This window comes from Micromonospora sp. WMMD964 (genome assembly GCF_029581455.1).
Classification (GTDB): domain Bacteria; phylum Actinomycetota; class Actinomycetes; order Mycobacteriales; family Micromonosporaceae; genus Micromonospora.
In genome coordinates this window covers 5,184,221-5,211,076 of record NZ_CP120860.1, presented here as the reverse complement: position 1 = coordinate 5,211,076, position 26,856 = coordinate 5,184,221, and the positions used below count along the sequence as shown (strand labels likewise).

24 protein-coding genes are annotated in these 26,856 nt (G+C 70.9%); 15 read left to right on the top strand and 9 right to left on the bottom strand.

What is annotated here, in order from left to right:
- Nucleotides 1–54 precede the first annotated feature (54 nt).
- The 3 genes from O7616_RS23840 (at nt 55) to O7616_RS23830 (ending at nt 5,516) form a co-directional block, all read left to right on the top strand.
- Nucleotides 55–4,002: a ThuA domain-containing protein gene (locus tag O7616_RS23840; protein ID WP_282304026.1), complete on the top strand. Its 3,948-nt coding sequence runs from the start codon at nt 55–57 to the stop codon at nt 4,000–4,002.
- 93 nt (nt 4,003–4,095) lie between these two features.
- Complete coding sequence (locus tag O7616_RS23835; RefSeq protein WP_282304025.1) at nt 4,096–4,443, top strand: PadR family transcriptional regulator; 348 nt, start codon at nt 4,096–4,098, stop codon at nt 4,441–4,443.
- Nucleotides 4,440–5,516: a hypothetical protein gene (locus O7616_RS23830; protein ID WP_282304024.1), complete on the top strand. Its 1,077-nt coding sequence runs from the start codon at nt 4,440–4,442 to the stop codon at nt 5,514–5,516. Before O7616_RS23835 ends, O7616_RS23830 begins: the two co-directional genes overlap by 4 nt.
- 13 nt (nt 5,517–5,529) lie before the next feature.
- Here O7616_RS23830 and O7616_RS23825 read toward each other — a convergent pair whose 3' ends face one another.
- Nucleotides 5,530–5,886: a hypothetical protein gene (locus O7616_RS23825; protein ID WP_282304023.1), complete on the bottom strand. Its 357-nt coding sequence runs from the start codon at nt 5,884–5,886 to the stop codon at nt 5,530–5,532.
- A 54-nt stretch (nt 5,887–5,940) separates the two neighbouring features.
- On the opposite strand from O7616_RS23825, the gene O7616_RS23820 reads away from it, so the two are divergent.
- On the top strand, nt 5,941–6,393 hold the full coding sequence (locus O7616_RS23820; protein WP_282304022.1) for a MarR family winged helix-turn-helix transcriptional regulator: 453 nt from the start codon (nt 5,941–5,943) through the stop codon (nt 6,391–6,393).
- Nucleotides 6,394–6,427: 34 nt separating this feature from the next.
- Here O7616_RS23820 and O7616_RS23815 read toward each other — a convergent pair whose 3' ends face one another.
- Nucleotides 6,428–6,883: a septum formation initiator gene (locus O7616_RS23815; protein WP_282304021.1), complete on the bottom strand. Its 456-nt coding sequence runs from the start codon at nt 6,881–6,883 to the stop codon at nt 6,428–6,430.
- A 102-nt stretch (nt 6,884–6,985) separates the two neighbouring features.
- On the opposite strand from O7616_RS23815, the gene O7616_RS23810 reads away from it, so the two are divergent.
- From O7616_RS23810 to O7616_RS23790, 5 genes are all read left to right on the top strand, one after another.
- A complete protein-coding gene (locus O7616_RS23810) occupies nt 6,986–7,681 on the top strand; it encodes a response regulator transcription factor (protein WP_282258726.1) in 696 nt (231 codons plus the stop codon).
- Nucleotides 7,678–8,967 (top strand): HAMP domain-containing sensor histidine kinase, encoded by a 1,290-nt coding sequence (locus tag O7616_RS23805; protein WP_282304020.1) that lies wholly within the window; start codon nt 7,678–7,680, stop codon nt 8,965–8,967. The genes O7616_RS23810 and O7616_RS23805 overlap by 4 nt, the downstream gene beginning before the upstream one ends.
- A 28-nt stretch (nt 8,968–8,995) precedes the next feature.
- Entirely contained in the window at nt 8,996–9,550 is a 555-nt protein-coding gene (locus O7616_RS23800; protein ID WP_282304019.1) for a DUF5872 domain-containing protein, read from the top strand.
- Between the two features lie 84 nt (nt 9,551–9,634).
- Nucleotides 9,635–10,114 (top strand): GNAT family N-acetyltransferase, encoded by a 480-nt coding sequence (locus O7616_RS23795; protein WP_282304018.1) that lies wholly within the window; start codon nt 9,635–9,637, stop codon nt 10,112–10,114.
- 208 nt (nt 10,115–10,322) lie between these two features.
- Nucleotides 10,323–10,838, top strand: coding sequence for a PepSY domain-containing protein (locus tag O7616_RS23790; RefSeq protein ID WP_282304017.1), 516 nt, complete (start codon nt 10,323–10,325; stop codon nt 10,836–10,838).
- A 156-nt stretch (nt 10,839–10,994) separates the two neighbouring features.
- On the opposite strand, the gene O7616_RS23785 is transcribed toward O7616_RS23790, so the two are convergent.
- The 5 genes from O7616_RS23785 to O7616_RS23765 all read right to left on the bottom strand — a co-directional run bounded on the left by O7616_RS23785 (nt 10,995) and on the right by O7616_RS23765 (nt 16,723).
- Nucleotides 10,995–12,881: an ABC transporter ATP-binding protein gene (locus O7616_RS23785; RefSeq protein WP_282307709.1), complete on the bottom strand. Its 1,887-nt coding sequence runs from the start codon at nt 12,879–12,881 to the stop codon at nt 10,995–10,997.
- A 334-nt stretch (nt 12,882–13,215) separates the two neighbouring features.
- Nucleotides 13,216–14,466, bottom strand: a complete 1,251-nt coding sequence (locus tag O7616_RS23780) for an HNH endonuclease signature motif containing protein (RefSeq protein WP_282304016.1) — start codon at nt 14,464–14,466, stop codon at nt 13,216–13,218.
- Nucleotides 14,467–14,576: 110 nt separating this feature from the next.
- Entirely contained in the window at nt 14,577–14,924 is a 348-nt protein-coding gene (gene trxA, locus O7616_RS23775; protein WP_282304015.1) for a thioredoxin, read from the bottom strand.
- Nucleotides 14,894–15,286 carry a MerR family transcriptional regulator gene (locus tag O7616_RS23770; protein ID WP_282304014.1) on the bottom strand — a complete coding sequence of 131 codons (393 nt, stop codon included), beginning with the start codon at nt 15,284–15,286 and terminating at the stop codon, nt 14,894–14,896. Before O7616_RS23770 ends, trxA begins: the two co-directional genes overlap by 31 nt.
- 234 nt (nt 15,287–15,520) lie before the next feature.
- A complete protein-coding gene (locus tag O7616_RS23765; protein WP_282304013.1) occupies nt 15,521–16,723 on the bottom strand; it encodes a chitosanase in 1,203 nt (400 codons plus the stop codon).
- A gap of 282 nt (nt 16,724–17,005) precedes the next feature.
- On the opposite strand from O7616_RS23765, the gene O7616_RS23760 reads away from it, so the two are divergent.
- A complete protein-coding gene (locus tag O7616_RS23760; protein ID WP_282304012.1) occupies nt 17,006–17,629 on the top strand; it encodes a hypothetical protein in 624 nt (207 codons plus the stop codon).
- A gap of 45 nt (nt 17,630–17,674) precedes the next feature.
- On the opposite strand, the gene O7616_RS23755 is transcribed toward O7616_RS23760, so the two are convergent.
- Nucleotides 17,675–19,300, bottom strand: a complete 1,626-nt coding sequence (locus tag O7616_RS23755) for a glycoside hydrolase family 43 protein (RefSeq protein WP_282304011.1) — start codon at nt 19,298–19,300, stop codon at nt 17,675–17,677.
- 255 nt (nt 19,301–19,555) lie between these two features.
- Between O7616_RS23755 and O7616_RS23750 the strand changes: the two genes are divergently transcribed.
- From O7616_RS23750 to O7616_RS23735, 4 genes are read left to right on the top strand one after another with little or no spacing between them, the layout of a single operon-like run.
- Nucleotides 19,556–20,851: an extracellular solute-binding protein gene (locus O7616_RS23750; protein ID WP_282304010.1), complete on the top strand. Its 1,296-nt coding sequence runs from the start codon at nt 19,556–19,558 to the stop codon at nt 20,849–20,851.
- 52 nt (nt 20,852–20,903) lie between these two features.
- Complete coding sequence (locus O7616_RS23745) at nt 20,904–21,902, top strand: sugar ABC transporter permease (protein WP_282258739.1); 999 nt, start codon at nt 20,904–20,906, stop codon at nt 21,900–21,902.
- Nucleotides 21,899–22,735: a carbohydrate ABC transporter permease gene (locus O7616_RS23740; protein WP_282258740.1), complete on the top strand. Its 837-nt coding sequence runs from the start codon at nt 21,899–21,901 to the stop codon at nt 22,733–22,735. Before O7616_RS23745 ends, O7616_RS23740 begins: the two co-directional genes overlap by 4 nt.
- 52 nt (nt 22,736–22,787) lie before the next feature.
- On the top strand, nt 22,788–23,804 hold the full coding sequence (locus O7616_RS23735; protein WP_282304009.1) for a LacI family DNA-binding transcriptional regulator: 1,017 nt from the start codon (nt 22,788–22,790) through the stop codon (nt 23,802–23,804).
- 20 nt (nt 23,805–23,824) lie between these two features.
- Here the strand turns inward: O7616_RS23735 and O7616_RS23730 are convergent, their stop codons facing one another.
- Nucleotides 23,825–24,532 (bottom strand): ElyC/SanA/YdcF family protein, encoded by a 708-nt coding sequence (locus O7616_RS23730; RefSeq protein ID WP_282304008.1) that lies wholly within the window; start codon nt 24,530–24,532, stop codon nt 23,825–23,827.
- Between the two features lie 221 nt (nt 24,533–24,753).
- Between O7616_RS23730 and O7616_RS23725 the strand changes: the two genes are divergently transcribed.
- Nucleotides 24,754–26,817 (top strand): cellulose binding domain-containing protein, encoded by a 2,064-nt coding sequence (locus tag O7616_RS23725; RefSeq protein WP_282304007.1) that lies wholly within the window; start codon nt 24,754–24,756, stop codon nt 26,815–26,817.
- Nucleotides 26,818–26,856: the final 39 nt, after the last annotated feature.

The window sequence follows — 26,856 nt, the reverse complement described above, 5'->3', positions numbered from 1 at the left end:
ACCCGCCTGGCGTGATCGGCGCACGCCGTCCCCGCACCGCGAAAGGACCCCACTGTGCGCAGATCCCTGAGATCGTGGCTCGGCCTCGCGCTGAGCACGATCCTCGTGGCGGGCGGCATCGTCGCCGCGCCACCCACGGCCAGCGCCGCACCGTTCACCGTCCTGGTCTTCAGCAAGACCGCCGGGTTCCGGCACGGATCCATCACCCCCGGCATCGCCGCCATCCAGCAGCTCGGCGCGGCCAACGGGTTCACCGTCGAGGCCACCGAGGACGCCGCGCAGTTCACCGACGCCAACCTGGACCGGTTCGCCGCGGTGATCTGGCTGTCCACCACCGGGGATGTGCTCAACGCCGCCCAGCAGGCCGCGTTCGAGCGCTACATCACCGGCGGCGGCGGGTACGTCGGGGTGCACTCCGCCTCCGACACCGAGTACGACTGGCCGTGGTACGGCGGGCTGGTCGGGGCGTACTTCGCCTCGCACCCGGCCGAGCAGACCGTCACCGTCAAGGTCGCCGACCAGGTGCACCCGTCCACGGCGGGGCTGCCGCAGCGGTGGAGCCGGTTCGACGAGCTGTACAACTACCGCACCAACCCCCGGGGCAACGTGCACGTCCTGGCCACATTGGACGAGACCACCTACACCGGCGGAAGCATGGGAGCCGACCACCCGATCTCCTGGTGCCAGAACTACTCCGGCGGTCGGGCCTGGTACACCGGCCTGGGGCACACCGACGCGTCGTACAGCGAGGCGAGTTTCCGCCAGCACCTGCTCGGCGGCATCAGGACCGCGGCGGGGGAGGTCGACGCCGACTGCGGTGGAACCGTCACCAGCAGCTTCCAACAGGTGGAGCTGGCCAAGGGCGCGGCCGAGACCGGTGAGCCGATGAGTCTCACCGTCCTGCCCGACCGGGGTGTGCTGCACACCTCCCGCAACGGCGTGATCCGGCACACCGACGCCAACGGCAACACCAAGATCGCCGCCACCCTGCCGGTCTACACCGGGGATGAGGAAGGTCTGCAGGGCATCAAGGCCGACCCCAACTTCGCCACCAACCGCTGGGTGTACGCGTTCTACGCCCCACCACTGAGCACCCCCGGTGGTGGTGCGCCGGCCACCGGCACCCCGGCCGACTTCGCGGTCTGGGACGGCGTCAACCGGCTGGCCCGGTTCACCGTGAACGCGGACAACACCATCAACCTGGCCAGCGAGACGTTGATCCTCAACGTGCCGACCAGCCGGGGCATGTGCTGCCACGTCGGCGGCGACATGGACTTCGACGCGGCGGGCAACCTCTACCTGTCCACCGGCGACGACACCAACCCGTTCGACTCGGCCGGCTTCACCCCGATCGACGAGCGCGCCGGGCGCAACCCGGCGTTCGACGCGCAGCGCACCTCGGCGAACAGCAACGACCTGCGCGGCAAGGTGCTCCGGATCAAGCCGAGCGCGGCCGGTGGTTACACCATCCCGGCCGGCAACATGTTCGCCCCGGGCACCGCGCGGACCCGTCCGGAGATCTACGCCATGGGTTTCCGCAACCCGTTCCGGATGAGCGTGGACAAGGCCACCGGCGTCGTCTACCTCGGCGACTACGGTCCGGACGCGGGCACCGCCGACCCCAACCGGGGCCCGGCGGGCAACGTCGAGTTCGCCCGGATCGACCGGCCCGGCTTCTACGGCTGGCCCTACTGCACCGCCCGTAACGACGCCTACAACGACTACGCCTTCCCGTCCGGGCCGTCCGGGCCGAAGTTCGACTGCGCGGGCGGGCCGGTGAACAACTCGCCCAACAACACCGGCATCACCCAGTTGCCCCCGGCGATCCCGGCCTGGCTGCCGTACGGCGGCTCCGGCTCGCCGCCCGAGTTCACCGGCGGCGGTCTGTCGCCGATGGGAGGGCCGGTCTACCGGTACGACCGCACCAGCACCTCGCCCGTGGCGTTCCCCGAGTACTACGACGGGACCTACTTCGCCGGTGAGTTCGGCCGCCGCTGGATCAAGAACATCAAGCTCGACTCGACCGGCCAACCATTGAAGATCAACCCGTTCCCGTGGACCGGCACCCAGGTCATGGACATGGAGTTCGGCCCCGACGGCGCGCTCTACGTCCTCGACTACGGCACCGGCTGGTTCAACGGCGACGCGAACTCGGCGCTCTACCGCATCGAGTACGCCCGCGAGGGCCGGGCGCCCGTCGCGAAGGTGTCCGCCACTCCGACCAGCGGCACCGCGCCGCTGACCGTGGCCTTCTCGTCGGCCGGCACGCTCGACCCGGACGGGGACCCGTTCACCTACGCCTGGGACTTCGACAACAACGGCACCACCGACTCGACCGCCGCTAACCCCAGCTTCACGTACACGACGAACGGGACCCGCAGCCCGACGTTGACGGTCCGGGACACCACCGGCAAGACGGCGACCGCGAGCGTGGTGGTCACGGTCGGCAACAGCGCCCCGGTGGTCACCGTGAACACCCCGTTGAACGGGCAGACCTTCAATTTCGGGGACGCGGTGCCGTTCACCGTCACCGTCACCGACGCCCAGGACGGTGCGATCAACTGCGCCCGGGTGAAGGTGAACTACGTCCTCGGCCACGACTCGCACGGGCACCAGCTCGGCAGTGTGCAGGGCTGCTCCGGGGTCATCCAGACCTCGGCCGACGGCGAGCACGACACCGCGGCGAACATCTTCGGCATCATCGACGCCGAGTACACCGACCTGGGCGGCGGTGGTCAGCCCGCGCTGACCACGCACACCCAGGCCGTCCTGCAACCCCGGGTACGTCAGGCCGAGCACTTCGGTGACTCGTCCGGCGTGCAGATCGTCGCCGGTGCGGCCGGGCACGGCGGCGCGGCGGTCGGCTACATCGACAACAACGACTGGATCTCGTTCCGCCCCTACAACCTGACCGGCGTCCAGTCGTTCAGCGCCCGGGTCGGCGCGCCGGCCGGCGGCGGTGGCACGTTGGAGCTGCGGGTGGACTCGCCCACCGGCCCGCTGGTCGGTTCGGCCACCGTCACACCCACCGGCGGGTACGCCACCTTCGCCACCGTCACCGGAGGGGTCACCGCCGTCACCGGCACCCGGACCCTGTTCCTGGTCTTCAAGGGCACCGGCCCCTACTTCGACATCGACGAGTTCACCCTCTCCACCAGCCCGGGCGGCCCGGGGCCGGACCCGGACCCCGACCCGGATCCCGAGCCGGGCGCGAACCTGGCCCGGGGCAAGCCGGCGCGAGCGTCCAGCTTCGAGGGCGCGTTCACCGCGGCCAACGCGTTCGACGGCGTGGCCGGCACCCGCTGGGGCAGCGCGTTCAGTGACCCGCAGTGGATCGACGTGGACCTCGGTGCCAGCTACGCGATCAACCGGGTCAAGCTGACCTGGGAGGCGGCGTACGGCAGCGGATACCAGATCCAGACCTCACCGGACGGCGTCACCTTCACCACGATCCGCACGGTGACCGGCGGCGACGGCGGAGTGGACGACCTGACCGGGCTCACCGGCTCCGGCCGGTACGTCCGACTCCTCGGCACCACCCGGGGCACCGCCTGGGGCTACTCGCTGTTCGAGTTCGAGGTGTACGGCGGCACCGGCGGCCCGACCGGACCGACCGGCAACCTGCTCCTGAACAAGCCGACGACGACGTCCAGCAACGAGGGAGCCGACGTGACCGGAGCCCAGGCTGTCGACGGCAACCTCACCACCCGCTGGTCGAGCACCTTCTCCGACCCGCAGTGGATCCGCGTCGACCTCGGCAGCCCGACCGCGATCGGTCGGGTCAAGCTGAGCTGGGAGGCGGCGTACAGCAGCGCGTACCAGATCCAGACCTCGAACGACGGCACCACCTGGACCACAGTGAAGTCGGTGACCGGCGGCGACGGCGGGGTGGACGAACACACCGCGCTCAACGCCAACGGTCGCTATCTGCGGATCAACGGCACTGCCCGGGGCACCGGGTACGGCCACTCGCTCTGGGAGGTCGAGGCGTACACCAGCTGAGCCACCACCGATGACGTGGCCGGCACGGAGATCCGTGCCGGCCACGCACTTTCTCGCCTTGTATATAACGACAGACTGTATATGCTCTCTGGCATGGCTGAGCCTCCACTGCGGGAACCGACGTTCCTGGTGCTCACCGCGTTGGCGGAGGCGCCCCTGCACGGGTACGCCGTCATCGAGGACGTGCTGCGCATCTCCGACGGCCGGGTGCGGCTGCGCGCCGGCACCCTCTACGCCGTCCTCGATCGGCTCCGCGCCGACGGTCTCATCGAGGTCGAGCGCGAGGAGGTGGTGCAGTCGCGACTTCGCCGCTACTACCGCCTCACCGCGCTGGGCGCGCGGCGACTCAGCGAAGAGGCGTCCCGGCTGCGGCACAACGCCGAGGCCGCCCGGTCGCGGCTGCGTCGCGGCGGCCTGATCGCCGACGGGGGTGCGGTGTGAGCAGCGACGATCTGGAGCGCCGCTACCGGCGGCTGCTGGCCGTCTATCCGTGGGAACACCGTCGGGTGTACGAGGACGAGATGCTGGCCGTGCTTCTCGCCGCTGCGCGGCCGGGCCAGCGGCGACCCGCCGCCGCCGACGTGCGGAATCTGATCGGCGCCGGCTTGCGGGCGCGGCTGCGGGTGAGCGCACGGGGATTCACCGAGCCGAGCTGGACCGACGCGGCGGCGGTGACCGGCCTGCTGGTCGCTGCCGTCCTGCTGGCGTTCGCCGGCAAGGCGCTGCTCGACCAGCTCGTCCGCGTGCCGGGCCTGCCGCCCGGGTTCGTGCCGAGCGGCCCGGATCCCGTCGACTGGCTGCGCGTCGTCGGCTGGGCGGGCGTCTGCGCGGCGGTGCTACTCGGGTGGCGCTGGGTCGCCGCCGGTCTGGCCTGGGCCGGTGTGCTCGGTTGGGGTGCGCTCGTCGCCCCGCAGACCGGCGCCAACCCGACGTACGTGGTGGACACACTGCCGCAGTTCGCCCTCGCCGTGGTGGCTGCCGCCGCGCTCACCGTGCCGACGCCGCGTCGCCGGGCGATCGCGGTGCTGGGCGTACGCCGACTGCCGGCTCTGCTGCTCGCGCCGGCGGCGATGGTCGTGCTGTTGGTGACGAACCGGCTGAACAGTCCCACGTTCGACGTCGACGGTGGAGTGTCCTACCAGGCTTTCTACGGCATCGAGGCGAGCAGTGAGCTGGTCGTTTGGCTCTACGTCGCGGGCCTGGCGGTCGCCGCGTCGGCCATGGTGATCGCGGTGGCCACGCTCGCCCCGACGGTACGCCGACGGATCGTCGTCATGCTCCTGCCCGTGGCAGCCCTCGCCCTGGTGATCGACAGCGCCCTCGCCGGTTGGGTCACCTCGACCATGAACATGGGACACGCCGTCCCCCTGGTGCCGGCGCAGTGGGCGATGCTGGTGCTCGTCGCGCCGGTGACCTTCCTGGCCGGGGTGCTGCTCGTGCGACGTCGCGAGGAGACCCTGCGCATGGTCGCCCTCGGTCGAGACGTGGACCGTGAACAGCCATCGGGTCGGTGATGCGGCGGACTGCTCATCCGAGCGAGGTTCTCCCGCCACCGTCGCGGAACACCGCCCGGCTCACATAGTGCCGGGACTGCCGATCGAAGCGTCCGAGCAGGTCACGGGCGGCGGGCGGGACGACGGAGGTGGACGGGTCACCGCCGGTGAAGGCCGACACCGCGGCGAGATCCGTGAACGTCATGGCGGTGAGGAACTCGCTGCCCTCGGTGGGGTCCAGCTCCTGCGGGCAGCGGCGCAGCACCCGAAGCTCCCGTAGCCCGTCCACGCCCCGGGCGAGGATCGCGGGCGCGATGTCCCGGGTCAACAACCGCTCGTAGGCGTCGGCGTGAGCGGGCTCGGTCCACCCGCTCCACAGTCGAAGAATCATGACAGCATGCTGTCATTAGCGTAGTGGGCTGTCAATGTTGGTACGATGCCGTCGATGACGGAACGAAAGCGGGACCGGGTCGACGCGTACCGGCTGCTGATGGCGGACGTGTACGAGCTGGCGGGCGAGTCCCGGCGCTCGAGTGAGGAGCTCGCCCGCGAAGAGGGGCAAACCGCCGCGCGATGGCACGTGATGAGCGTGCTCTCCGACGGCTCCCGCACCGTCGCGAGCGCGGCGCGCAGACTCGGCCTGGCTCGACAGAGCGTGCAGCGGGTGGTCGACGACCTGACCCGGGCCGCGATGGTGGAGTTGCACGACAACCCCGATCATCGCCGCGCGCCGCTCGTGACACTCACCGAAGCGGGCCGGAACACGCTCACCGGTTTACTGCAACGCTCGGACGCCGACCGCCGGGAGGCCGTCGACCGGGCCGGCCTCAGCCTCAGCGATCTCGAGGACGCACGCGCGACGATCCGCAGGTTGGTGGACGCCCTGCAACGCCGGTAGCCCGCCGCCCCTCACACCGATTGCTCGGCGGCATTCAGTCGTCGGCGACGGACACCGGCTCCGAGCCGATGCAGCGCACCTTCAACTCGTACTCCCGGTTCGGCCCCTCGAACGTGACCTCGACGTCGTCGTCCGGCCCCCGGTCCACGTCGCGGACCCGGTAGCCCTGCGCGGGCGCCCAGGACACGAGGCGTACGCCGCCGGTGCCGCACTCGGCCACCGCCGTACCGCCGTCGGTGGCGAACCCCCGGCGGACCCCGGCGCTCGGCGCGGCGCTCGTGCCCGGCGCAGTCGGAGCGGTGCCCGTCGCGCCGGTGGGCGTCGGTTCCGGCGCGGCGAGCGCCCGCTCGATCTCGGCCTCGCTGCGCACCCCACCCGGGGTGCCGGTGATGCTCTCGCCCACCAACCGGATCGCGCCCACCCCGATCAGGGTCGCCACGGCGGCGGTCGCCACCCACCCGGTGGCGACGAGGATCGAACGACGGCCCATGCTCCGACTATCCCCGATCCATCGTTGTCGTCGGCACATCCGGAGGCTAAGGCACGGTTAACGTGCGTCTCGTCAGCGGCGGCAGCGGTTAGCCTGCCACCTGTGGCCCGCCTGCTGCTGATCGAGGACGACCTGACCATCCGTACCCCGCTGATCCGTGCCCTTCGGGAACGCGGCCACGCGGTGGCCGCGGCCTCGACCGCGATGGCCGGGCTCCGCGACGCGCTGGAGGACCGGCCCGACCTCGTCGTGCTCGACCTGGGCCTGCCCGACCTGGACGGGCGCGAACTGCTGCGGATGCTGCGCGCGGTCAGCTCGGTGCCGGTCATCGTGGCCACCGCCCGCGACGACGAGACCGAGATCGTGCGGGTGCTCGACGCGGGTGCCGACGACTACGTGGTCAAGCCGTTCACCGCGGCGCAGCTCGACGCCCGCGCCCGTGCGGTGCTGCGCCGGGGCCCCTCGGGTGCCGACGCACCGGATCCGGCACTCGTGGTCGGTGGGCTGCGCGTGGACCCCCGCGCCCGGCAGGTCACCCTGGACGGGGTGGCTGTCGAGCTGACCCCCCGTGAGTTCGACCTGCTGCACCATTTGGCCGGCCGCCCCGGCCAGGTGGTCACCAAACGTGAGCTGCTCACCGAGGTCTGGCAGATCCCGTACGGCGGCGCGGACAAGACCGTCGACGTGCACCTGTCCTGGTTGCGTCGCAAGTTGGGGGAGAACGCCCAGCAGCCGCGCTACCTGCACACCGTGCGCGGGGTCGGGGTCCGCCTCGAAGCGCCGGCGGCGCAGCCGTGAGGGCGCGGCTCGCGCTGCTGGTCGCCGCGGTCAGTGTGCTCACCCTCGTCGCGTTCCTGGTGCCGCTGGCGCTGCTGGTCCGTACCGTCGCGGAGGACCGTGCCACCGTTCGGGCCACCGCCGACGCGCAGAGTCTCGTCCCGGTGGTCGGCACCGCCGACGCGGCGACCATCCGGCTCACCGTGGAGCAGCTCGCGGCGGAATCCGGCCGGGCGGTGAGTGTCTTCCTCCCCGACGGGACGGTGCTCGGCGCGCAGACTCCCCGAACCCCGGCGGTGGCCCTGGCCGCGCGTGGACAGAGCCTCACCGGGGAGTCGGCGGACGGCCGGGAGGTGGTGATCGCCGTGCAGGGTCGGGCGGACGGCACCGGCGTGATCCGGATCGCGGTGCCGCAGCACGAACTGACCGCCGGGGTCACCCGAGCCTGGCTGGTGCTGGCGTTCCTCGGCGTGATCCTCGTCGTGATCGGGTTGCTGGTCGCCGACCGGTTGGCGCGCACCCTGGTCCGGCCGATCAGCGACCTCTCCGCCGTCTCGCACCGGCTGGCCAACGCCGAGTTGGACGCCCGGGTCACCCCCGCCGGTCCGGCCGAGCTGCGCGAGGTGGCCGGCGCGCTCAACCATCTCGCCACCCGCATCCAGGTACTCCTGGTCCAGGAGCGCGAACAGGTCGCCGACCTGTCGCACCAGTTGCGTACCCCGCTGACGGCGTTGCGGCTGGAAGCGGAGTCGTTGCGCGACCCGGACGACGCCGCCCGGATCACCGCCGCGGCCGACGGTCTCGAACGCGCGGTCACCGGGCTGATCCGGCAGGCCCGGTGGCGTCACTCACCGGCCGCGCAACCGGCCGTCTCGGACGCCGCCGCGATCGTCGCCGACCGGGTCGCGTTCTGGTCGGTGCTGGCCGAGGACACCGGTCGGGCCGTCACCCTCGACCTGGCGTCCGGCCCCCTCCCGGTCGGTGTGGCCGCCGACCATCTGACGGCGGCGGTGGACGCGCTGCTCGGCAACGTCTTCGCGCACACGGCCGACGGCACGCCGTTCGCCGTCCGGCTCGCCCGCGACGCCGGGGACGTGGTCCTCAGCGTCACCGACGAGGGCCCGGGCATGCCGGCCGGCGCGGTCCAGCGGGGCGCGAGCGCTGCCGGTTCGACGGGCCTCGGTCTGGACATCGCCCGCCGCGCCGCGCAGTCAGCCGGTGGTCGCCTCGACGTGCGGGCCGGTGTGGGTGGCGGGGCCCAGGTGCTGCTGCGGCTCGGGCCGCCGACGTCGACGCCGGAGGCATAGGCGCTGCGGTCCCGGGTAGCTGCCAGGCATGGCGCGGTATACGAAACCCGAGCTCAGAGAGCAGATCAAGGAAGAGATCAAGGCTTCCGACAAGGGCGGTCGGCCGGGGCAGTGGTCGGCGCGTAAGTCGCAACTGGTCACGCAGGAGTACAAGAGGCGCGGCGGGGGCTTCCTGGGGCAGAAGGACGAGCGGCAGAAGGCCCTTCAGCGCTGGGGCAACGAGAAGTGGCAGACGAAGGAGGGCGACACCCGGGCCCGCAAGAACGGCACGACGAGCCGCTACCTGCCCAAGAAGGCCTGGGACGAGATGTCGGAGAGCCAGAAGCGCGCGACCGACACCAAGAAACGCGAAGCGTCCCGAAGCGGCAAGCAGTACGTGGCGAACACCGGACCGGCCAAACGGGCGCGTCGAGACGCCACCACGGCCGGGCGGATGACGGAGATGTCGGTCACCGACGCGGTCAAGCTCGTTCGTGGCCTCGACACCCGCCAGCTCAAGACCGCGCTGCGCAACGAGCGCGCCGGCAAGGACCGCAAGACGCTGGTCCAGCGGCTGGAGGCGGAACTCGACCGGCGCGGCTAGCCCCTCGCGCCGAGCAGATCAGCGCGCCCCGCGCGCGGCTCAAAACATTGGACGTTCGAGCAGGGGCGACCGCAGAATCGGGCGATGAACCCGAGCGCGCTGACCGTCACGTCCATGACCACCGCCGAGGAGGCGGAGGCATTCCGGACGTTGAACGAAGAATGGATCTCCCACTTCTTCACGATCGAGGAGTCGGACCGCAAGACGCTCGACGACCCGTTCGCCGCCATCGTCGAACCGGGCGGCGACGTGCTGATCGTCCGCGACGGTGGGGTGATCATCGGCTGTGTCGCAGTGGTCCGCAGCTCGAACGACGTGTTCGAACTGTCGAAGATGGCGGTGACCCCGGCGGTGCGCGGCAAGGGCGTCGGCCGACAGCTCATCGAGGCGGCGATCGAACGCGCCCGCCAGCTCGGCGCGGCCACCCTGTTCCTGGGCAGCAGCACCAAGCTTCCGAACGCCGTGCACCTCTACGAGACCGCCGGTTTTCAGCACGTCAGCCCCGAGCAGGTCCCGCTCCCGCCGTACGCCCGCGCCGACGTCTTCATGCGGATGGCGCTCTGACCCGTTCGGCCGGGCGAAGCCCGGGAGCTCGGCGGGGCCGACGTCGTCGGTCCGCCCGGGTAGCTGGTTCGCCCGGATAGCTGGTCCGCCCGGGTCGCTGGCTCGCCTGGTTCCCCTGCTTAACCCGGCCTTAGCGTTCGGACAGCGCGGTGCTATCCCGGTATCGCCGATCCTCGGAGTCGACAACCGAGGAAAGGTGGAGACCACGATGAAGCGCACCAATCTGCTTCTGGCGACGGTCGGCGGGTCGGCGGTGCTGGCGGCGGCCGGGGTCGCGCTGGGCGTCAACGCCGCGAACGACTCGCGGTCGGGCGGCACGACCCTCGCGGCGGCGACCGTCGCGCCGACGCCCACAGACGCGCCGTCGGCCAGCGGCACGCCGTCGGCCAGCGGATCGCCGTCGGCCGGCACCCCATCGGGTACGCCGTCGAGCGGCGCTCCGTCCACGGGCGGCGCTCCGGCGGGCAGTGCGGTCGACCAGCAGCGCGCCGGTGAGATCGCGCTCGCCGAGGCCGGTGGCGGTCAGATCGTCGAGGTCGAGGCCGAGGACGAGAACGGCCGTCCGGTGTGGAGCGTCGAGATCGTCGCGGGCGACACCGAGCACGAGGTGGACGTCGACCGGGACAACGGCTCGGTGGTCAAGGCCGAGCAGGAGCCGGTCGACGACGACGATGACGACGATGACAAGGACGACGAAGCGGACGACAAGGACGACGACGACTGATCGTCCGCTGCCGCCCGCTCGGGTCTCCTTCGGGCGGGCGGCTGATCGTCCGGTGCCGCCCCGGCCGGGGTTCCTGCGGGTAGGCGCCTGATCGTTTGGTGCCGCCGCCCGTCCGGGCTTTCTCCGGGCGGGCGGCGGCAGGGTTTCGGGGCCGACTCAGACGGCGACGCGTTGCTCCTGGACGGCTGGCTGGTCCTGGGCGGATGGCTGGTCCTGGGCGAACTGCGTGCGGTACAGCTCCTCGTACCGGCCACCGGCGGCGAGCAGATCACTGTGCCGCCCGCGTTCGACGATGCGCCCGTCCTCGACGACGAGGATCTGATCGGCCGCCCGGATGGTGGAGAGCCGGTGTGCGATGACCACGCTCGTCCGGCCGGTCAGGGCTTCGGCGAGAGCGTCCTGGACCGCCGCCTCAGAGGTGGAGTCGAGATGCGCGGTCGCCTCGTCGAGGATGACCACGCGCGGGCGGGCCAGCAACAGTCGCGCGATGGTGAGCCGTTGCCGCTCCCCGCCCGACAGTCGGTAACCGCGTTCCCCGACGACGGTGTCGAGCCCGTCCGGGAGTGAGCGGATCAGCTCGTCGAGCCGGGCCCGGCCCAGCACGTCCCACATCTCGTCCTCGGTCGCGTCCGGGCGGGCGAACGCCAGGTTGGCGCGGATGCTCTCGTGGAAGAGGTGCCCGTCCTGGGTCACCACACCCAACGCCGTCCGGATCGACTCGGACGACAGGTCGCGCACGTCGACGTCGGCGAGTTTCACCGCTCCGTCCTCGACGTCGTACAGGCGTGGCACGAGCTGCGCGATGGTCGACTTGCCCGCCCCGGAGGACCCGACGAGCGCGACCATCTGCCCCGCCTCGGCGCGGAACGACACACCGTGCAGCACGTCCTCGCCGCCACGCGTGTCGAGCTTCGCCACGTCCTCCAGGGACGCGAGCGACACCTTGTCCGCCGAGGGGTAGCCGAACCGTACGCCCTCGAACTCCACGGCGACCGGCCCGTCCGGGAGGGGCCGGGCGTCGGCCTTGTCGAGGATCAACGGCTTGAGGTCGAGGACCTCGAACACCCGCTCGAAGCTCACCAGCGCGCTCATCACCTCGACCCGGGCGCTGGCCAGCGACGTCAACGGCGCGTAGAGGCGCGACAGGAGCAGCGCGAGGGCGACCACGGTGCCGGCTTCGAGGCTGCCCCGCAGGGCGAAGAGGCCGCCCAGCCCGTAGACCAGGGCCAGCGCCAGCGAGCCGACGACGGTGAGCGCGGTGATGAAGACCCACTGGAGCATCGCGGTACGGATGCCGATGTCGCGGACCCGTCGGGCCCGTGCCGCGAACTCGGCGGACTCCTCGGCCGGCCGCCCGTACAGCTTGACCAGCGTGGCCCCGGGCGCGGAGAAGCGTTCCGTCATGCGGGTGCTCATGGCCGCGTTGTGCTCGGCCGCCTCCCGCTGCAACCGGGCGAGCTTCGACCCCATCCGCCTGGCGGGAAGCACGAAGATGGGCAGCAGGACGAGCGCCAGCACCGTGATCTGCCACGAGAAGGTGAGCATCACAGCCAACGTCAGGATCAGCGTGACGGTGTTGCCGACCACGCTCGACAGCGTGTCGCTGAAGGCCCGCTGCGCGCCGATCACGTCGTTGTTCAGACGGCTGACCAGCGCACCGGTGCGGGTGCGGGTGAAGAACGCCACCGGCATGCGCTGGACGTGGTCGAAGACCGCCGTCCGGAGCTGCACGATCAGTCCCTCGCCGATGCTCGCGGAGAGGAACCGCGTCACCAGACCCAGGCCGGCCTCGGCGAGCGCGATCAGGGCGATCAGCACCGCCAGCCGGATCACGACACCGCTGTCGGCGCCGTCCACTATCGCGTCGACCACCCGCCCGGCGAGGACCGGCGCCGCGACCGTGAGCACCGCCGTCACCACACTCAACAGCAGGAACCTGACGATCAACCCACGGTGTGGTCGCGCGAACCGCGCGATGCGCTTCAACGTCGCGCGGGACAGCGGACGCTCGTCCTGCGCGTTCATCGCGTGGTGCAGAGACATCCACGCGGTAACTTCCATGCTCATGCATTACCTCCGATGTCGAAGGCTAGGACCTCACCCGAGCTTCAGGTCAAGCCACCGCGCCGGTTTCTCCAGCTCGACGCGGATCTGGCCGAACACCCCATGCGCGGCGTCCGTACGGGCGCGACGCTGAGCCCGACAGTCCCGTGCGCCCGATCGGGCCCATCCCCGCCTCGTGTCCGGCGCGCAAGGTATCGCACACCACCGACAGGCGAGGGCGGCGTGTTGCGACGCAGGGGCGCATCCCACCACGAGCGGGTAGCCGGGACGGGGACTCTGCTCGTCGGCCGCTCGGATCTTGTGCTCGTCGCCGCTATCTGCGCCGGTGGTAGTGGTTGCGGCGTGGTAGTTGGTCGGGGTCGAGCCAGGCGGGCGGGATGAACTCGGGGTGCCCGTCGTCACCGAGGCGGACTGTCCAGTGGCTGTGGTGGATATGTCGGTGATGGTGGCCGCAGAGCAACACCGCGTTGTCGAGGTTGGTGGGGCCGCCGTCGGCCCAGTGGTGGATGTGGTGGGCGGCGCACCAGCGGGGTGGTCGGTCGCAGCCGGGGAAGGCGCATCCCCCGTCGCGGAGCACCAGTGCCCGCCGCAGTGGGCCGGTGATGAGTCGGCGTTGTCGACCGACGTCGAGGACCTGACCGGCGCTGCTGAGGACGGCGGGCAGGATGGTGGCGTCGCAGGCCAGCCGGCGCACGGTGGCGGGGGTGAGCCGCACACCGATGTCGAGCGTCCCGGAGCCTAGTTGCCGGGTCAGGGTGTCGTAGTCGGTGGTGACGACGATCTGGGCGGGGTCGCCGCCGTGCTCGGGTAGGTCGCCGGTGCGCAGGGCGAGGCGGCACACGTCGGTGAGGGCGTCGTGGCGGCGTTGCCCGGGGGATCGCCCGTCGTCGGGCCCGGTGGGTGCGCTGAGTGGGTCGATGGCGGCGCGTAGCAGACCGGCGGTTTCGGCGTCGAGGGTGCCGGTGAGCCGCAGCCGCCCGTCGGTTTGCGCGGACAGGGTGAGGTTTCGGTCGCGGGTGGCTCGGGCGTCCTCGGCGGCGAGGGCGGCTGCGGCGGCGGCGTCGGCGAGATCGGGCGCGACGTGGTCGAGGATCCGGCTGCCGATGCGACGCAGCAGGGTGGGGTCGAACTGCCCGGCCCACTCGACCAGCACGCCGACGGCCTTCTCGGCCACCTCGGCGCCCACGGACGCCGTCACGGTGGTGGCCGTGTCGGCGATGACGCGGGCCTGGTCCTGGGTGATGGTGCCGTCGGCCAGCGCGTGTCGGATGCCGGGGTTGCCGGTGTCCAGGGCGGTGGCGAGGTCGACCAGGCGGCGGGCGGCGGGAACGGTCATCCGCAGTCGTTCCCGTAGCCACACGGCGGTGGTGGAGGCGCCGTGCGCGCGGGCGGTGCCGCGGCCGTCGATCTCACGGACCAGGGTCAGGGTGACGGCGGCGAGGCGTTGCTGCAGGCGGTGTGCGGCGTCGAGCGCCGCGACCAGGTCGTGCTCCGGCAGGGCCCAGACGGCCGCGTTGACGCAGGCGGCGACCGCGTCGTCCGCCTGCGCCAACTCCTCGACCATGACCAGAGACTAGAACAGGTGTACGACAAATTCAGCCACCATGATCGATTGCCGTCAGGCGGAGCGTGGAGGTTCTTTGAGGTGCTGAAGTGCGTGGCCGGCGGTGACGGTCACAGGCCGGCGTGCATGGTCAGGCTCTGCCGCAGGTGAAGTTTCGGCCTGGACCCGACGATCGAGCCGACGACCTCGCCCCCACGGAACACCAGCAGCGTCGGCAGGGACATGACGCCGTAGCGCCGGGTGGCCTGCGGGTTGTCGTCGGAGTTGAGCTTGGCGATGACCATCCGGTCGCCGAACTCCTGTGCCAGCTCGACGAGGCTCTTCTCGATCATCTTGCACGGCGGGCACCATTCCGCCCAGAAGTCGACCACGACGGGCCGGTCGCTGGCCAGCACCAGCTCGGCGAACCTGTCGTCGGTGACGGTGATCAGGGAGCTGACGCTCGTTTCCTGGGGCATGTGTCCTCCCGGTGCGCGATGGCGTGGGTGAGCTGGGTGTGCAACTGCTGACGGACCGCTCCGAGTCGATCGAGATAGTCGTCGACCTCGGCGAGCTTGCGTCGCAGCACCAGCACGGAATCGGGGCAGACGTCGCCGGACGCGTTGCCCGCTCGCAGGCAGGCGACGAACGGACGGACGTCGTCGAGGCCGAAGCCGACGTCGAGCAGCGCCCGGATCTCCCGCACGACCCGCAGCTCCGCCTCGTCGTAGACGCGGTAGCCGTTCGCCGAGCGCCGCGGGTGTACCAACCCGTGCGCTTCGTAGTAGCGAAGCGTTCGGGTGCTCGTGCCGGCCCGTTCCGCCAGCTCGCCGATCAGCATCAGACCTCCTCGACCAGCCTGCCGCGACCAGGCTAAACCTTGTCGTCAGCGTCAAGGCAAGACTGCTCCCGGCCTCGACGGCGCCGACGGAGTGGCGCCCCGAACACCGAGCACGACGCAGGGCGCCGTCGAGCCGGCACCCCGGACACGACTCAGGGCGCCGCCGAAGCGGCGCCCCCAAGGAACGAACACCGCTCGGGGCACCGACGAGCCGGAGCCCCGAGCGTGCGCGCGCTAACCGATGCGGAACTGGTCGCCGTAGACGGCGAAGACCAGCGGCGTGTTCAGGTTGAAGTTGCCGTTGTTGAGGAACACCCGCTGGGCGGTGTCGACGCGGGAGGTGTCCGAGTGGGCCTCCTCCTTCTTCATCTCGATGACCCGCTCGTCGAGGAACGCGTTGAGCCAGGTCCGCTCGTCGCCGCCCTGGGCCGGGGGCTTCGCCCGGGCGAGGGCGCGGTTGCGGATCTGACGCATGCCCTCGTACCCGTGCATGACGGCCGCGTCGTAGTAGGCGAACTGGCCGAGCGCCCGGACCTGGTCGTTCTTGCCGTCACGGACCGACGGGTTGAAGTAGACGCGGTCCCGCTCGGCCTCCTGGGCGGCCCGGAAGACCGAGTCGTCGGCCGCCGTGCGCCAGTCGCGGGGGAAGTTCGGGTCGAGGCCCGAGTGCGAGGGGGTGCCGTTGACGGCGCGCAGCGCGGGCAGGTAGCCGGCCAGCACGTTGCCCGGCTTGGCGTTCGTGTACGCCTGGACCAGTTCGAGCATGTCGCCGGTGCCGGAGCAGAAGCCGATGATGCCGGCGGTGTAGCCGCGTCCGTCGCCGATGTCCTCGATGTAGGAGAACTGGGCACGCCAGTCGAGGGAGGAGTTCTCCGCAGCCGAGACGAGCTGCATGGCGACGTCCTTCTTCGTCGGGTCGTCGAGGTTGGTCCCGGCCGGGGTGGTGGGCGGAGGGGTGCTGCCGCCGCCGGGCAGGGTCCACTGCTGGTTGGAGGTGCCGCCGCAGGTCCAGATCTGCAACCGGGCGCCGTTGGCGGTGCTGCGGTCGGTGACGTCGAGGCACTTACCGGAGCCGGAGTTGACGAGAGCGCCGTTGCTGGCGGTCCACTTCTGCGCGGCGGTGCCGTTGCAGTCGTACAGCTGGATCTTGGCACCGTTGGCGGTCGACGCGGCGGTGACGTCGAGGCACTTGCCGAGCGCGCGGATCGAGGTGTCGGTGTTGCCGACGGTCCACGTCTGGGCCGCGCTGCCGTTGCAGTCGTAGAGCTGGACGGCCGTGCCGTTGGCCGGGTTGGCGCCGGCCACGTCGACGCACTTGCCGGCGAGGCCGGTGATCGGGCCGGCGGTGGCGGCGCTCGCCGACGGCAGGCCGTAGCCGACGGCGGCGACGCCGATCAGCAGGGTGCCGGCGACGTAGGCGGCTGTTCTTCTGTGCACCATGGGGGTCCTCGGGGAAGGGGCGGCGCGCCGCCGGCCGGTCGGTGGCCCGGCGCGGCCCATCGGCCCCGGCGGGCACCGCGAGCAACAGGAAACTGTATTAACAGATATCAGTACGTCGGTGGGCCGTCAATCGACGTCAGCCGTCCGTGACGAGGCATGTTCACCTCGTTGACGGCTACCCGAGAACTCGATGCCCGGACCCCACAGTTAGATGTCGTCAGCAGTGCCGCGTCCCGAGCGAACCGACCTGGGACGGCACCGAGACGCAAGGAGTGCTCCATGGCAGTCGACCCCCGCCGTACCCGGCCGCTCCGGGCCACGGCCGCCGCCGTGCTCGCCGTGGCGGCGCTGTCCGCCTGCGGCGGCCCTGACGGCGCCGACCCGGTCGGCGCGCCCGCCGCGAGCAGCGCCGCCGCGCCGACCGCCGCCGCGCCGACGGACGCGGCGGCCCCACCGGTCAAGGGCAAGCTGCGCGGGTACGGCACGGTCCGGCAACTCACCGAGACCGCGGACCTGGTGGTACGGGGTGAGGTCGAGCCGACCGGTTTCCGGGTCGACGAGGTGCTGCGCGCGGCCGCCGGATCGACCGTGCGGGCCGGGGCGCACATCACGCTCGCCGGCCTGCCCGGAGGCGTGCCGGACATGGCCCACATGTCCGCGCTGGAACCGGGTCAGGTCGCGGTGCTCTACCTCGCCGAGGACCCGGCCGCCCCGACGTTCCGCACGCTCAGCGGGGACTTCGGCGTGTTCGACGTGACCGGGGCCGGTGACGACGCGGTCGCGGCGTCCCGCTCGCAGGCCATGGCCGTCAGCGGCCTGGTCACCGAGGACCCGGCCGCGTCGGGCCACGGCTTCCGCACCACCCTCGGCCAACTCCGCGCCGTCGCCGCCCAGGTCGAATAGCACTGCTGGAACGCGGACGGCACCCGCCGGGTGCCGTCCGCGTGCTCACTGCTCCCGGTAGGTGGCCAGGTCGAAGTCGGCGTACGCGCCGTCGCCGCCGAGATCCTGCACCCACAGGCCGAGGAACGACCCGGTGAAGCCCCACGCCGCCGGCTCACCGTCGATGATCAGCGCGGCGTGCTCGTCGGACAGGATCGTCGCGTCCAGGTCGACGCCCGCGGGCTGCCAACCGGCGCCGAGGTCGTAGTCGAAACGCACCACCGGCCCGTCGAACACGGCCCGCAGGCCGACCCGGGTGACGCCGCCGACGTCGACGGTCAGATCCGGGTACGGGGTGCGCCTCCCGTTGTCGGAGCTGAGCAACTCCAGCACCGTCCGCCCGTCGTCGTCGCGGGTCAGGTAGAGGTGGTGCCAGTTCAGGGTGTTGTAGTACGCCGTGATCCCGGCGAGCTGCCGGTGGTCGGCGGGGTCGAACTCCACCACGGTCTCCAGCGAGCAGTGCATCGCCTCGACGCGTCGCGCGACCAGGCTCGGGGCCTGCCGCCCGACCGGCGACTGCCCGCCGTGGATCCGCAGGTACGACGGGCGGGCGTGCAGGTCGACCCAGTCGGTGGTGGCCGGTCGGCGCAGCGTCGACCAGCACAGGCCCAGCTCGGGGGCGTCGAAGTGGTCGGTCTCGGGCTCCGCCGGCCACGGGTGCGCGGGCAGGTCGGGTGCGACGACCTCGTCCGCGGGGACCCCTCCGGCGATCTTCGGCCACTCACCCGACGGCCACTCGACCCGCTGGATCGCGGTCTCCCGGCCGAGCACGCAACTGCCCAGCGGGGAGTAGGGGCGGCCCACCAGGTGGGCCAGGTACCACTCGTCGGTCTGGGTGCGAACCAGGCTGCCGTGACCGGCCTTCTGCAACCGCAGGTCAGGGCGACCGACGGAGGTCAGGAGCGGCCCGTCCGGATCGACCTCGTACGGCCCGAACAGCTCCCGGGACCGCGCCACGGTCACCTGGTGCTCCCAACTGGTGCCGCCCTCGGCGGTGATCAGCCAGTACCACCCGTCGTGGCGGTAGATGTGCGGGCCCTCGGTGAGGCCGACCGCGGTGCCGGTGAACAGCATGCGCGGGCTGCCGACCAGCCGACGCTCGGCCCGGTCGTACTGCTGGATCTCGATGCCGCCGAAGCGGTCCCGGCCGGGCCGCCAGTCCGCGCTCATGCTCAGCAGCCAGCTGGTGCCGTCCTCGTCGTGGAACAGCGCCGCGTCGAAGCCACGCCCGTGCAGTTTCACCGGGTCCGACCAGGGGCCGGCGATGTCCTCGGCGGTGACCAGGAAGTTCTGGGGATCCCAGTAGCCGCTGGCGAAGCTGGCCACGTCGCTGTAGACGAGGTAGAACAGACCGTCGTGGTAGGTCAGGTCGGGTGCCCACACGCCGTTGGAGTCACCGCAGCCACGCAGGTCGAGCAGGCGGCGGTCGGTGATGACCCCGCTCAAAGTGCGCCAGTTCACGAGATCACGCGAATGGTGCACACGCACGCCCGGATACCACTCGAAGGTCGAGGTAGCCAGGTAGTAGTCGTCGTCGACCCGCAGGATCGACGGATCCGGGTGGAATCCGGCGAGGACGGGGTTGCGGATCGACCGGGTAGCGGTCGCCACGTTAGCGATGTCGGTCGACACGAAGGGCTCCTCTGGACGGGCTGTCTGGAACTTCCGGAAACTTGCGGTCCCGGATCGCTGAAAGTCCTGCCTACGCTAGCCGGTCTTTTCGCAATAGGACAGAGGGCTTGACCGTTGCGGAAACAGCTCGTAGCGTGCCCGCCATCGACCGGTAATACCGGCGAAGCTTTTTGAAAGTTCCGGAGATCCATAGGTTCCCACCACGCCGGCCCGGCCGGCAACCGAGCACCCCGTGAGTTACCGAAGGGATGGATCATGACCTCGCACCTTTCCCGCCGAACGCTGCTCGGCCTCGCCGGTGCCGGCGCCGGCGCGTACCTGCTGAGCGCCTGTAGCGGTGACGACGAGTCCAGCGACCCGAACGCCCCGCAGACCATCAACTGGTGGCACATCCAGAACACCGACCCGATGCTCCCGGTCTGGCAGGCGATGGCCAACGAGTACAAGTCCGCGCACAGCAACGTCACGTTCACCATCCAGCCCCTGGAGAACGAGGCGTTCAAGGCCAAGCTCACCACCGCCACCCAGGCGGGCGACCCGCCGGACCTCTTCCAGTCCTGGGGTGGCGGCGTGCTGAAGCAGCAGGTGGACGCGGGCCTGGTCAAGGACCTCACCGACGACGTCAAGGACCTGGTCAAGGGCATCCTGCCCGCGGCCATGGAGCCGTACACGATCGACGGCAAGATCTACGGCATTCCGTTCGACATCGGCATGGTCGGGTTCTGGTACAACAAGGAGCTCTTCACCCGCGCCGGCATCACCGAGACCCCCACCACCTGGACCGGCGTGCTCGACGCGGTCCGCAAGCTCAAGGCCGCCGGCATCACCCCGGTCGCGCTGGCCGGCAAGGACAAGTGGCCGGCCCACTTCTACTGGTCCTACCTCGCGATGCGCATCGGTGGTGTCGACGCGCTGCAGAAGGCCGTCGACAGCAAGAACTTCGACACCCCCGACCTCGTCGCCGCCGGTGAGCGGCTCAAGGAACTCGTCGACCTGCAGCCGTTCCAGAAGGGCTTCCTCGGCGCGGAGTTCGGTTCGCCCGACGGTCAGGCCGCCACCATGGGCAACGGCAACGCCGGTATGGAACTGATGGGGCAGTGGGCACCGGCGGTGCAGGCGTCCAGCTCCACCAGCAAGAAGGGCCTCGGCGACAAGCTCGGCTTCTTCCCGTTCCCCTCCGTGGACGGCGGTAAGGGTGCCGCGACCGAGGTGTTCGGCGGTGGCAACGGCTTCGCCGTCGGCAAGGACGCGCCGGCCGCCACCATCGACTTCCTGAAGTTCCTGCTCAGCGTCGAGAACCAGAAGCGCTCCGCGCAGACCGGCGCGGTGAACCCGACGGTCACCGAGGCCACCTCGGCCATCAGCGACCCCAACAACAAGGCCGTCGCGGAGGCCCTGGCCAAGAACACCGGCTTCCAGCTCTACCTCGACCAGGCGTACGCGCCCGCGCTCGGGCAGCAGATCAACGACAGCGTCGCGGAGATCATCGCCGGCAAGAAGTCCCCGGCGGCGATCGTCAAGGACATCACGCAGGTGGCGAAGACCGTCTGATCGTGACCCGTCACCCGTTCGTAGCCGGCCGTAGAACCCGAGTGGAGCAGGAATGACCAGGCCATCGACCGTGTCCGACCTGAGGCGCGGCGACACGGCGACCGATCCGCCGGCACCGGGGCCGGGCACCGCGCGCAAGCGTGGCCGCCAGCCCCGGCCGGGCCGGGGTGGCGTCCTCGCCGTGTTCCTGGCGCCTGCCCTGGCGCTGTTCGTGCTGCTGGTCCTCGCCCCCATCGTGGTGGCCGGGTACGCCAGCTTCTTCAAGTGGAACGGCTTCGGCCTGCCGGAGAACTTCATCGGGTTGGACAACTACACCCGTGCCTTCGGCGACCCGACGTTCCGCGGCGACCTGTGGCGTGGCCTGGTGCTCGTGGTGCTGTCCCTGGTCGTGCAGCTGCCCGTCGCGCTGGCCCTGGCCATGCTGCTCAACCAGCCACTTCGCGGGCGGGCCGTCTATCGGCTGATCTTCTTCGCCCCGTACGTGCTCTCCGAGGTCACCACGGCCGTCCTGTTCACCCTGGTGTTCTCACCCAACCGAGGGCTGGGCGAGGGGGTCGCCCGGTGGCTGGGCGCCGACGCGGGCACCATCTTCGCCGACCCGGACACCGTGCTGTACGCCGTCTTCCTGGTGGTGTCCTGGAAGTACTTCGGCCTCTACATGATGCTCTTCCTGGCGGCCCGGCAGGGCATCCCGAAGGAGCTGCACGAGGCGGCGGTCACCGACGGCGCCACCGGCTGGCAGGCGTTCCGACACGTCACCCTGCCACTGCTCGGCCCGACGATCCGCATCAGCATCTTCCTGTCGGTCATCGGCACCATCCAACTGTTCGACATGGTGTGGGTGCTCACCGGTGGTGGGCCGATCCACTCCTCGGAGACCCTCGCGGTCACGATGTACCAGTTCGGCTTCCGTCGCTTCGAGGTCGGGTACGCGAGCGCCATCAGCATCGTGATGTTCCTGCTGAGCCTCGTCTTCGCCCTGTTCTACCAACGCATCGTCCTGCGTCGTGACACGGCGGGTGCGATCACCACCCAGGGAGGCCAGCGATGACCGCCACGGCGAGTCGCGTCCAGCGGACCCGCAGCGTCGTGCTGCACCTCGTCTGCATCGCCGTCGGCGTGCTCATCGTCGTGCCGGTGTACTTCGGTGTGCTCGGCGGTTTCAAGGACAACGGCCAGTTGTCCACCAACCCGCTGGGCTGGCCCGACCCGTGGGTGCCGAACTACTTCGAGATCCTGGGCAACGGGGTGTTCTGGCGGCAGCTCGGCAACAGTCTCCTCATCGCCGTGAGCAGCACCCTGATCGTCGTCGGCGCGGCGGCGATGGCCGCGTTCGTCTTCGCTCGTTACGCCTTCCGGGGCCGCGAGTTCCTGGTGACGTTGTTCGCGATCGGCCTGATGTTCCCGTTCGCGGTGGCCATCCTGCCGCTGTTCGTGCTGCTGCGCGGCGTCGGCCTGCTGGACAACCCGCTCGGTGTCATCCTGCCCCAGGCCGCCTTCGGGCTGCCGATCACCATCATCATCCTGCGCCAGTTCTTCCGGACCATTCCGGCCGAGGTCGAGGAGGCAGCCGTCCTCGACGGGTGCAGCGCCTTCGGCTTCTTCTGGAAGGTCCTCCTGCCGATGGCGCGCCCCGCCCTGGCCACCGTCTCGGTGCTGGCGATCGTCACCAGCTGGAACAACTTCATGCTCCCGCTGGTCGTCTTCAGCGACCAGAGTTGGTGGACCCTCCCGGTCGGGGTCCAGGCGTTCCAGGGTCAGTACGCCGACGACACCGCACGGGTGCTCGCCTATGTCGTGCTGTCCATGCTGCCGGCCCTGGGCTTCTACGCGGTCGCCGAACGCCAACTCATCGGCGGCCTGACCGGCAGCGTCAAGGGATGACATCGCAGCACCGCGAGCAGACCTGAAGCTTCCGGCACGACGAGGGGGGACCGTGGGCGCGGAGAACGGCCGAAACGTCACCATCGCCATGATCGCGCGGTTGGCGGGTGTCTCCGTACCCACGGTCTCTCGGGTCATCAACGGCCGCTCCGACGTCGCTCCCGACACCCGGGAGCGCGTCGAGGCGCTGCTCAACCGGCACGGCTACCGCCGCCGGTCACCGGCCCGGCGTACCGACGCGGCCCTCATCGACCTGGTCTTCAACGACCTGGACAGCCCGTGGGCCGTGGAGATCATCCGCGGGGTGGAGGACGTCGGTCAGACCAGCGGCGTCGGCACCGTCGTCTCGGCCATCCACTGGCGCATCTCCTCGGCCAAACAGTGGCTCGACAACATGCGGACGCGCTCCACCGAGGGCGTCATCTTCGTGACCTCGATGGTGAACCCACCGTTGCAGGCCGAGTTGCGCCGGCTGCACCTGCCGGTCGTCATCATCGACCCGGCCGGCGTGGACCCGCAGGAGTCACCCACCATCGGCGCCACCAACTGGGCGGGCAGCCTGAGCGCCAACCAGTACCTGATCAGCCTGGGGCACCGGCGGATCGGTTTCATCGCCGGCCCACCGCACCTGATGTGCAGCCGGGCCCGGATGGACGGCTACCGGGCCGCGCTCGGCGCCGCCGACATCCCCGTCGACGACGCGCTCATCCGACCGGGCAACTTCTACCACGAGTCCGGTTTCAGCGCGGGTACGCAGTTGCTGGCCCTGCCCGACCCACCCACCGCCATCTTCGCCTCCAGCGACCAGATGGCACTGGGCGTCTACGAGGCGGTCCGCAAACGCGGCCTACGGGTGCCCGACGACGTCAGCGTGGTCGGTTTCGACGACCTGCCGGAGGTACGGTGGTGCTCCCCGCCGCTGACCACCGTCCGCCAGCCCCTCGCCGAGATGGGCATGCTGGCCGCCCGGACCGTCCTGCGCCTCGCCGGCGGCGAGAAGACCGAGAGCCCAAGGGTCGAACTCGCCACCGAGTTGATCGTCCGCGACAGCGCCGCGCCCCCTCGCTGACCGCGCGGCGGCCCACGAGGTCAGGCGTCGCGGAGCGCGTCCTCGACACCGCTCTCGCGGCGGCCGAGGTGCGCGGGCTCCCGGCCGGACAGCACGTCCAACGCGGCCTTCAGGCAGGCGCCGTTCTCGCGCACCGAGCCGAACCGCCAGGTCAGTGAATACTGTTTCGCGCTGTCGTCGCCCACCCCCTGGGCGTCGATGCCGAGCCGTCGACACAGTGCCACGGCCCGGGGCAGGTGGAACGACTGGGTCACGACCGTCGCCCGCCGCACCCCGAAGATCTGCCGAGCCCTCGCGCAGGAGTCGTAGGTGTCGAAACCGGCGTAGTCGAGCACCACCTTCCGCGCCGGCACGCCCCGGTCGACCAACCAGCCCTGCATCGCCTCGGGCTCGTTGTAGTCCGCGTTCATGTTGTCGCCGGACACCAGGATCGCGCTCACCCTCCCGGCGTCGAACAACCGCCGCGCGATCTCCAACCGGGCGGCGAGGACCGGTGACGGCGTACCGTCGGCGTCCACCTTCGTGCCCAGGACCAGGGCGACCGGTGCGGTGGGCACGTCGGCCTCACGGTAGAGGTGGCCGTCGGCGGTGTCGCGGACCCACCGCACGCTGGCGACCGTGCCACCGGCCAGCAGCACCGCGCCCACCACCACCGCGAGCAGAGTGCGGCGGACGAACCGCCGGTGCACCCCGTACCACCGTCTGAGCACACCGAGCCGTCCCCGCATCCCGAAAGCCTATTCGGGCCGCGCGCCGAGGCGGTCACCGACGCCCTTGAGATCCGCGATCCGCCCATGACATTCTTGTGCGTCGATGACATGACGTGCGCGCGGGGCTGACGACCGTCCGATGGGCAACCGGGGTCCGGTACGGATCCGGGGGGACGGGTGACACGAGCGGCGGACCACCGAGGTCCGTCGTCCCCTCAGTCCGTAAAGGATCCCAGCCCATGCGCATCCAACAGAAGAGACGCGCGTCGGTCCTGACGAGTCTGCTGCTCGCCGCGACCGTGCTGTCCGGCGTCACCGCCCCGACCGCCAGCGCGGCACCCGACCCGGTCGCCGTCACCGTCGACGCCCGCGCGGGCATGGCCACCGTGCCCGCCACCGCGCTGGGCGTCAACCACGCCATCTGGGACCAGAACCTCGGCACCGCCGAGACGTCCGACCTGCTCCGCGACGCCGGTGTGCAGATGATGCGCTACCCGGGCGGCTCGTACGCCGACATCTACCACTGGAAGGACCACACCGCGCCCGGCGGCTACGTCGCACCGGGGACCGACTTCGACACCTTCATGGCGGCCGTCCGGCGGGTCGGCGCGCAGCCGATGATCATCGCGAACTACGGCACCGGCACGCCTGCCGAAGCAGCCGACTGGGTGCGGTACGCGAACGTCACCAAGCGCTACGGCGCACGGTACTGGACGATCGGCAACGAGAACTACGGCAACGGCCACTACGGGTCCGCGTGGGAGGCGGACGACCACCCGGACAAGAGCGCGACGCAGTACGCGAGGCTGGTCGTCGAGTACGCCGACGCGATGAAGGCGGTCGACCCGAGCATCAAGGTCGGCGCGGTGCTGACCATGCCGGGCAACTGGCCGGACGGCATCACCGCCGGCAGTGACCCGGGCCCGTGGAACCAGACGGTGCTCTCCATCGCCGGTCCGAAGATCGATTTCGTGGACGTGCACTGGTACCCGGGTGGCTCCGCCGCCGATTCGCTGGCCCGCACCAATCACCTGCCCGACGCGACCTACCTGCTGCGACAGCAGCTCACCCGGTACGCGGGCCCGAACGCCGACCGCATCGGCATCAGCTTCACCGAGCTGAACGTCGACGCCGGACGGAACACGCAACCGGCCGCGCTCTTCCTGGCCGACGCGTACAGCGCGCTCCTGGCGAACGGCATCTTCACCGCCCACTGGTGGAACGTGCACAACGGGATCGGCGCGGTGTCGCAGGTAGCCGGGCAGACCGACTACAACGACTTCGGCATGCTCTCCAGCGGCACCTGCAGCGAGGACGGCTCGGTCTGCGAGCCGCCACTGAACACACCGTTCGCGCCGTACCACGGGCTCGCCATGATGAAGCTCTTCGCGAAGACCGGTGACCAGTTCGTCCGCGCGGGCACCGACGAGCCGCTGGTCACGGCCCACGCCGTCCGGCGGGGCAACGGCGACCTCGCGCTGCTGCTGCTCAACAAGGACCCGGACAACGCCCACCCGGTCACCATCGACTACGCCGGGTTCACCCCGTCCGCCGTCGCCCCGACGGTGTCCACCCTCACCAACGGCGCCACCGGCATCGCCACCAGCCAGAACGGCTCCGCGACCAGCCGGACGCTGCCGGCGTACTCGTTGACCACGCTCGTGTTGCGACCGGCCGACGCGACCGCCGGGCGGCCCTCGGCCCCCGGCCGGCCGACCGTCAGCGGCGTCACCGACCGTGCCGCGACGATCTCCTGGCCGGCGGCCACCCCGGGCCGCAGCCCGATCGCCAAGTACGAGGTCTACCGGCAGAACGGCGGAGTCAGCGAGCAGCTCGGCGAGACGCCGACCACCTCGTTCACGGTCGGGAACCTGGTGCCGGGCAGCAGGTACACCGTCAACGTGCTGGCCCGGGACACCGCCGGTCGGGTGTCCTGGGCCTCGCCGCCGCTGACCTTCGCCACCGGCAGCCCGACCACCAGCTCGTGCACCGTCCGCTTCACCGCCGCCAACGACTGGGGCAACGGTTACATCGGCGGCGTCGAGATCGTCAACAACGGCACCGGCCCGGTCGACGGCTGGACGCTCGCCTGGACCTGGCCCACCGGCTGGCAACAGGTGAGCAGTGGGTGGGGCGCCACCTGGGAACAGGTCGGCACCGCCGTGCGGGTCACGCCCACCGACGACAACCGGCAGATCGCCGCCGGTGGCAGCGTGAGCGCCGGGTTCGTCGGCGCGTACAGCGGGCCGAACGTGCCGCCCGCGGCGTTCACCCTCAACGGAACGGTGTGCGCCACCGGCTGACGCGACCGTCGGGCGCACCGGCTGACGCGTTGACCGCGC

Bases quoted from the DNA above. Each gene is read 5' to 3' on its own strand.
- O7616_RS23795 (WP_282304018.1), top strand. From the start codon at position 9,635: ATGAACCCGAGCGCGCTGACCGTCACGTCCATGACCACCGCCGAGGAG.
- O7616_RS23815 (WP_282304021.1), bottom strand. From the start codon at position 6,883: ATGGGCCGTCGTTCGATCCTCGTCGCCACCGGGTGGGTGGCGACCGCC.
- O7616_RS23750 (WP_282304010.1), top strand. From the start codon at position 19,556: ATGACCTCGCACCTTTCCCGCCGAACGCTGCTCGGCCTCGCCGGTGCC.
- O7616_RS23785 (WP_282307709.1), bottom strand. From the start codon at position 12,881: ATGTCTCTGCACCACGCGATGAACGCGCAGGACGAGCGTCCGCTGTCC.
- O7616_RS23800 (WP_282304019.1), top strand. From the start codon at position 8,996: ATGGCGCGGTATACGAAACCCGAGCTCAGAGAGCAGATCAAGGAAGAG.
- O7616_RS23780 (WP_282304016.1), bottom strand. From the start codon at position 14,466: ATGGTCGAGGAGTTGGCGCAGGCGGACGACGCGGTCGCCGCCTGCGTC.
- O7616_RS23820 (WP_282304022.1), top strand. From the start codon at position 5,941: ATGACGGAACGAAAGCGGGACCGGGTCGACGCGTACCGGCTGCTGATG.
- O7616_RS23740 (WP_282258740.1), top strand. From the start codon at position 21,899: ATGACCGCCACGGCGAGTCGCGTCCAGCGGACCCGCAGCGTCGTGCTG.
- O7616_RS23825 (WP_282304023.1), bottom strand. From the start codon at position 5,886: ATGATTCTTCGACTGTGGAGCGGGTGGACCGAGCCCGCTCACGCCGAC.
- O7616_RS23790 (WP_282304017.1), top strand. From the start codon at position 10,323: ATGAAGCGCACCAATCTGCTTCTGGCGACGGTCGGCGGGTCGGCGGTG.
- trxA (WP_282304015.1), bottom strand. From the start codon at position 14,924: ATGCCCCAGGAAACGAGCGTCAGCTCCCTGATCACCGTCACCGACGAC.
- O7616_RS23835 (WP_282304025.1), top strand. From the start codon at position 4,096: ATGGCTGAGCCTCCACTGCGGGAACCGACGTTCCTGGTGCTCACCGCG.
- O7616_RS23745 (WP_282258739.1), top strand. From the start codon at position 20,904: ATGACCAGGCCATCGACCGTGTCCGACCTGAGGCGCGGCGACACGGCG.
- O7616_RS23725 (WP_282304007.1), top strand. From the start codon at position 24,754: ATGCGCATCCAACAGAAGAGACGCGCGTCGGTCCTGACGAGTCTGCTG.
- O7616_RS23760 (WP_282304012.1), top strand. From the start codon at position 17,006: ATGGCAGTCGACCCCCGCCGTACCCGGCCGCTCCGGGCCACGGCCGCC.
- O7616_RS23770 (WP_282304014.1), bottom strand. From the start codon at position 15,286: ATGCTGATCGGCGAGCTGGCGGAACGGGCCGGCACGAGCACCCGAACG.
- O7616_RS23730 (WP_282304008.1), bottom strand. From the start codon at position 24,532: ATGCGGGGACGGCTCGGTGTGCTCAGACGGTGGTACGGGGTGCACCGG.